Below are 6,491 nucleotides of genomic sequence, written 5' to 3'. Positions count from 1 at the left end.
TCTATTTTACATTTATACATTAGAAATAGTTCTACAAAACAATAGGATTATCCTTATCCTAATTTCCAGTTATAGACAAAATAGCTACAAAGCCATCTCCCAACCATCAATAACATCTCGTAGTTTTTTGCATATTGTAAACTGGTTTGCGCTAACTTTGAATTCACTTTCCTCAAGAATTCAACAACTTTCCTAAATATTCCTGCCAGATACTACTATTATCAGAAAATAATAACCAGAACGACAAGAATGTGTAAGCGCGTTGTTTTAAAAAATAGCCCCAATAGATTGATTTTGCCATTATCAATCTATTGGGGCTATTTCTGTATCATTGTTGTACGTATTTTTTGCTGACTGAACAACTTCCAAGTTTCTTTCACTCGCCAGGATTCATGTTCCATATAACCACATCAAGCTGCTACCCCTCTATAAAATACTCGACATCATCGGGTATTCCTCATCATCGACTGTCCCTCCAGACCTAAACCGTACCCCACTATTCAGAAACGATGAACGAAAAACTGCATCTGGTCCAAATCGTTCTCGAATTGAATCGATCGTTCGATCAACCACTCTCTGTTTTTCGTAATCCTTCTCGAAAAGAGAAAGCTGCATAAAATCATTTCTGCATAACTCAGAAACACGAACTCCAAGATGCCGAACTGGCTCACCTTTCCATAGCTCGTCAAAGAGTTCGCAAGCAACCTCATGAATAGCGTTTGTGCAATCGATCGCCGATGCAATCTTTCGTTGATGAGAGCAGGAATAAAATTCGTTGGTCCTTAAGGAAACCGAAACTAAACGAGCACAGTATTCTGTTTGACGTAGCCTCGATGCTACAGTTTCAGTCAAAGAAAGCAAGACTAAATGGGCAGTCGTCGCATCTTCCACATCAAATGGAATTGTAGTCGAGTTGCCGATTCCTTTTATCATTGTTCTGCGGTTTTCTCGAACGGCTGATATATCATTTCCGTTCGCATAGTTCCATACTAAAACCCCGTGACTTTTCAAAAAAAGCCTTATCATCTTCAGATCCGCATGCGCTAAAGCGCCAATAGTGTTAATGGCTCTACTCCGCAACTTTTTCGCCGTAGCTCTCCCCACCATGAACAGTTCTTCGATGGGGAGACACCACATTTTATCGGCGATTTCATACGGAAAAATGGTATGTACTTTATCTGGCTTTTTAAGTTCACTAGCCATCTTTGCCAAGATTTTATTTGTAGAGATCCCGATATTAACAGTAAACCCAAGTTCCTCTTTGATACGGTCTTTAATTTTATAAGCTGTTTCAACGGGATCAGTATAGAGCCTTCCCATATTTGTGAAATCCATAAAATACTCATCTATAGAATATTGCTCAACCAGAGGCGAATACTCACGAAGAATATCACCAAAAGCACGACTACATTGCATATATAGACCATAATTCGGGGGCACTATGATCAGCTCTGGACACTTCGCTTTGGCAGAGTAGATAGTTTCACCTGTCTGTATGTTATATTTCTTTGCAGGAATCGATTTCGTCAAAACTATCCCATGACGTGTTTCGGGATCACCCCCCACAACAGAAGGGACGGTCCTTAGATCAAGTGTTTCTCCATGTTGAATTCTGTGAACAGCCTCCCAGGAAAGATAGGCAGAGTTTACGTCTATATGGAAGATAATTCGATTACCCATTGCCTTCACCTTCTTTAAGAATGTTTGTTCCAATTTTATCAAAACACAAGTTCGTAGTAAAGGAAATTCATTTGCCAAATAATAACAATAAGCTCCCCATCAGTGATGGAGAGCTTATTGTTATTATGAGGTTTTGATCAGACAGTACTCTCTTGGGAGCCATGGGGTTGTCTAAATTCATACAAATTCTTTAAAGATCTTAAAATAGACTGTTTACTGGAACCACACATTCAGGTCCCTCATTGCGCGGAGAATTAACCAACTGTGAAACCTCGTAGGCGACCATGCGTTCCTCTGGAAAAGGGGTCAACATACCTTTAGCTTCATGGCTGGTGGTAACATTCACATCCAACCAAACTGACTCCATGTCCTGTGGTAATATTACAGGCATTCGGTTGTGTATTGGCTCCATCAACTTATTAGGCGTCGTCGTAATGATCGCACATGAGTTTATCGTTTGGCCTGTAGGTGACAACCAAGAATCCCACAGACCAGCAAAAGCAAATGGTCTGCCGTCTAGTAACGTGATTCTATAAGGTTTCTTGATACGACCTTCCTTTTTCCACTCGTAGAAACCGTCTGCCAAGACCAGACAACGCCTTTGCTCAAAAGACCTGCGAAAACTCGGCTTTTCCTCCAAGGTTTCTGCACGGGCATTAATTAATTTGTTTCCAATACTCTCAGCTTTAGCCCAATAGGGTATCAGCCCCCACCGAAACATAAATAGACGATTGCCCCCATTTTGATGGATCACCACGGGAACTTGTTGAGATGGAGCAATGTTATAACGAGGCCAAAGCTCCAATTGAACCTGGTCCAGCTCAAAACGCTCTACGATGCCAATGATTTCGGCAAATGAAAATCGGCCACACATCTTGTCCTTCAACCCCTCTAAAATAACATTAGCGAATTACCCTTTCAGTGGGGTAAAAGTTCTAATAGTAAGCTTCTAAAATGTTCATAGTATTCTCGATGGAAGTACTGGATACCACTCGGATAGAGATAGGCGAGCAGTTTCTCTAGCTCACGACGACTTTGATAGTAGAGGACGCCGCTCGACTCTGACTGTTTAGTCGTCTTCTGAACAAGCTTAGGAGTTATGTCAACTTGTGAACTCAACACCTCGGTTAGCTCATTAAGAAAATATCGGTTTCCATAAATGCGGAGACGAGGCGATGTTCGTTCTTTATTGCGTTTCCGGATCGTAATAGTATCTACTGAACTACTCAAAGTAGGCTCGGACAAAATCGACATCTTCCGAAATATTAGGTTAGCTACGCTGCGCGCTGAGACGTGGTTGCCAACCATACTGTGTTAATTTGCTCAGATCGAAATTGAATATCTTCAGCTTGTATTGTGGGCCAGTTCTTGATTCTCCTTCAAAAACTCTGGTTGAAACATCTAATGCTTCACGAACAACGTCCAAGAAATAGCGATCATTGTGTCGGAGCATAAAATAAGGATATCTATCCTCAATTGAACTACCAATTGACCAGAGGATGCCAAGGACGTATAAGTCTATCATGCTTTCAAGGCTTTCGATAAACATTTAGGCCGATCTTTATATCCTCTTTCTCGGGAATTGAGACATTCCTTCTGTAGAGGCAATTATAATACTCTTTCCCGAAGCCGATTTGCCTAATTCCTTCGAAATATACCCTTATCGTTAATATATTACCATTCAACTTCATTTCACAATTCTTCATTGCGATGTCCGTCCTTTTGGATACCTCTAATCGCCTATTATCATGGCTCGATCAAATGCAATACGCTTCTTTAAATCTGTTGCATAATCGTTCAAATCAGGAACAGCGCTTGTTTCATTAGTTTTGGAAACGACAGATAACTTTTTATTAATTCTTTTAGGTTTGTTGGACTTATGATACCGGTTGAGTTGATACATTAGTTCGCGTCCGCCCCTTCTGGGTCTGGCGAGTGCAACCTTTCGAAGTGGCCGAATCCGACTAATGGGCCTAATTTCTTCTACTCGTTCATCCATACCTTTCACCTCATTGGCGCCTCTTCAAGATGCTATAGGACTTAATTATTTAGTCTAGTTTACACTGCCATAATGCGGCAATTCAATACCATGACCAAACAAATCCACTCGATAGCGGATATTCAGCCCGCCTAAGCTATTCACGCTTATCAATGCGCCTGGTTCCTTAAGTCCTGAACGTCCTAGAGATTCAATGTGGTTTGCTGCGTTGACGGTTACTATAGTCGCTTGTTGAGTGGCAGTCGCTGGACTATTAGCCATCTTGTGACTATGTATTCCAATATCGATGCTCCTTTACATATGATGCGTTTGGATAAAATATACAACGATATTAGAAACAACTATTAAGCCAAATACAAAATTCGAAGCCCACAGCACCCTGATTACGCTCGACTGATTCCTTTTTGCCACATAAATTAGACACATGCAAAGTAAGCCGACTCCGACAAATTTATAATAATGCAGAGCATTGTGGCTGACGAAATAGCTTGATATAAAATTTCCTTCTGCCGCCCCGTCTGGTTCGCGAAGATTGGATAGCCGTATGAAATTGACCGAAACGTCCAAAACGCTCCGGTGGGTATATTGGGTATCATATAGCTTAGTTTGCACAGTTTTCCTCCACTGTTCTAAATTCGAGTACGGTATAGAGTCGAGTGAGGTGGAGGGGCCTTTACTAAAGCTAGTAGAATAACTAACAATCCGAAGGACACACTAAAACAACATTATATCTAAATCTAATAGCTCGACTTCTTATTCTGAGGTACAGACATAAGTTTTGAGTTATCTAATTGGTGTTAACTGGTATAGACGAAACAGACGATAATTGGTGTAAAATATAAGGTACCTTTCCGCCATCGTCCCTCTTATTCGGAATTACTACTCTTCCTCCACTCAAGGGGCACCTCCCAAAGATGCGGTTGCCATGCTTCGGTCTTTAATTCTTATGGCTTTTAAGGGAGTGACCAGCATACCTGCCTGTACTGTCATATTACGCTCACAGAGCCCTTCTTTGCTATTCTTTCTGGGTTCGTCCCAGCCTGCCTTGGCTCTTCAAGGATTGATGGTCTTACTGCAGACCCCCTTCCCGGCGTTGGTACTTTTTATGATTTTATGGATAGGCTGATCAGGAAGGAATAGATCCCTTTACAAATCCAACCTGCTTAGCTTTCGCCGTAAGCCCAAGTCTTAACGAAAAAAATCAGAAGATGGACTCTCCGCCTACGACTCTCTCTGAACGGCTAGTTAAAAGGGTGATCAAGTATTCCGACGCGACGCCAAACTCCCCGATTCAATTGAAGTTTTCTAAACCTCATCCTCAAAGAGCTTTTTGTACTCCCTTCCCTTAAAAGCGGCTTACTTGGCGGCCCTCAGAAGTTTAATATCGCTGGTGACGGTACTTGTATGGCGACTCACGCTTCTCACTACGGCAAAAAGATTTGTGACTGTATCCTTAAACCGCGTGAGTTATGCAACTGCAAGCGTAAATTGCCAATTCCAATAGGAACACGGTACTATCTATAAAAAATATCCTAAATCGTGGAAACTGCTTGCCCTTTTGACAGCTATGCTGGTACCGGGCTATTATGTTAGCTATGACTGGCTTGCTTTTTTTCTTATAAAGAAAGCAATAATCGTAATAATTCCACCCATAAGCATTACGATGAAAGATACATTAAGACAAATTGTATCATAATGACCATTAGCACGCATCATGCCAAATGCCAACAATGCAATTATACAAATTCCAAAACCAAGCCATTCAAAGATTTTAGTTTTTTTCATTCTAAATTCTCCAGGAACTTATAAGCATGGTGCCAATCCTAGCTCTTTCCTAGTCGTATTGAATCATCCATTGTAGTATTCCATGTCAAGTCGATCCCAGAAAAAGTGAAAGTAAATGCTTAAGACGGGATTGTGAAAAAGTATTTTGTTTTTTCACAATCCCGTCTTGATTAACGGTGACATTAGTGACATTGGTTGAATTACTATTGTTATGACTTAGGTCCAATAGATGAAATCTGACTCACCTTGATAATTAGTATAATCTGAATAAGCATAATATTCTGTTTTAACCATAAAGTGAGTATCATCATACGAATCCACGTAGTTTGTCTCTATATACCATACATCTGGAGTATGCAATGCAATAAAGGCACCAGCAATAGTGACCAATACTCCTGTTATTGGTCCTCCATAAAGAGATGCGAGACAACCTGCAAGTACAGATGCATAAGTTGTATCTATGGCATAACTACTATATCTAATAGGTCCGTACGCATCCCACCCGGCAATTAAAGGAGTTACAGTACTTTTTTTTGCGGTTGTATTCGAAGTAACAACAGGTTTTGAATATTTGACTTTTTTTGTATTTTCGTTAGTAATTTTGACTGTACCATTAACGGGTTCTATTGTACTTTTACCCTCTTTAGTAGTAGCTGAATATACATATTTACCATTCTTTAGAAATGATTCAGCATACTCAACCTCACCAGTTTTCAAAGGGGAAGACGGAATACCACTTGGACACCAATAGTAGTAAACAATTTCATACCCGGTTTGGGCTCCAGAAATACCGCTATAGAAAGATTGATAAGACGCCACGACGCCGGCAAAGAATGACGGCTTCGGCGGTACATGTAAAAAGTACAAAAGGGCAGAGGTTATTACGCCAGTTTCAAGGGATTGAAAATAGGTGCTTGTGTACGTGCGAAACTGCTCGCTTTCATACCAATCCTGTATAGGGTCCATAGGGTGTAAAAAAACTTGAGGTAGGCTGGGCATAGAGGTAGCTTTAGGACTAACTAGTACT

8 protein-coding genes are annotated in these 6,491 nt (G+C 40.8%); all 8 read right to left on the bottom strand.

The features are described from left to right. Window positions 1–426 precede the first annotated feature (426 nt). The gene (locus DSOL_RS25260) at window positions 427–1,680 is read right to left on the bottom strand and encodes a Y-family DNA polymerase (protein WP_075367472.1); all 1,254 of its coding nucleotides are present in this window, start codon (window positions 1,678–1,680) and stop codon (window positions 427–429) included. A 199-nt stretch (window positions 1,681–1,879) separates the two neighbouring features. After that, window positions 1,880–2,554: an SOS response-associated peptidase gene (locus DSOL_RS25255; protein WP_075367471.1), complete on the bottom strand. Its 675-nt coding sequence runs from the start codon at window positions 2,552–2,554 to the stop codon at window positions 1,880–1,882. A 44-nt stretch (window positions 2,555–2,598) separates the two neighbouring features. Continuing rightward, entirely contained in the window at window positions 2,599–2,925 is a 327-nt protein-coding gene (locus tag DSOL_RS27700; RefSeq protein WP_170871622.1) for a hypothetical protein, read from the bottom strand. A gap of 487 nt (window positions 2,926–3,412) precedes the next feature. Further along, window positions 3,413–3,679, bottom strand: coding sequence for a hypothetical protein (locus tag DSOL_RS25245; RefSeq protein WP_075367469.1), 267 nt, complete (start codon window positions 3,677–3,679; stop codon window positions 3,413–3,415). 54 nt (window positions 3,680–3,733) lie between these two features. Beyond that, on the bottom strand, window positions 3,734–3,940 hold the full coding sequence (locus DSOL_RS27695; RefSeq protein ID WP_139314619.1) for a hypothetical protein: 207 nt from the start codon (window positions 3,938–3,940) through the stop codon (window positions 3,734–3,736). A gap of 33 nt (window positions 3,941–3,973) precedes the next feature. Continuing rightward, complete coding sequence (locus tag DSOL_RS25240) at window positions 3,974–4,291, bottom strand: hypothetical protein (RefSeq protein WP_075367468.1); 318 nt, start codon at window positions 4,289–4,291, stop codon at window positions 3,974–3,976. Window positions 4,292–5,272: 981 nt separating this feature from the next. Beyond that, on the bottom strand, window positions 5,273–5,464 hold the full coding sequence (locus tag DSOL_RS25230) for a hypothetical protein (RefSeq protein ID WP_075367466.1): 192 nt from the start codon (window positions 5,462–5,464) through the stop codon (window positions 5,273–5,275). 216 nt (window positions 5,465–5,680) lie between these two features. Next, on the bottom strand, window positions 5,681–6,491 hold an 811-nt coding region (locus tag DSOL_RS25225; protein WP_170871621.1), incomplete at its 5' end, for a hypothetical protein.

It is taken from the genome of Desulfosporosinus metallidurans (genome assembly GCF_001936615.1).
Taxonomy (GTDB): Bacteria; Bacillota; Desulfitobacteriia; order Desulfitobacteriales; family Desulfitobacteriaceae; genus Desulfosporosinus; species Desulfosporosinus metallidurans.
The sequence above is the reverse complement of the archived record's forward strand: the minus strand, read 5'-3'. Positions and strand labels throughout refer to the sequence as shown.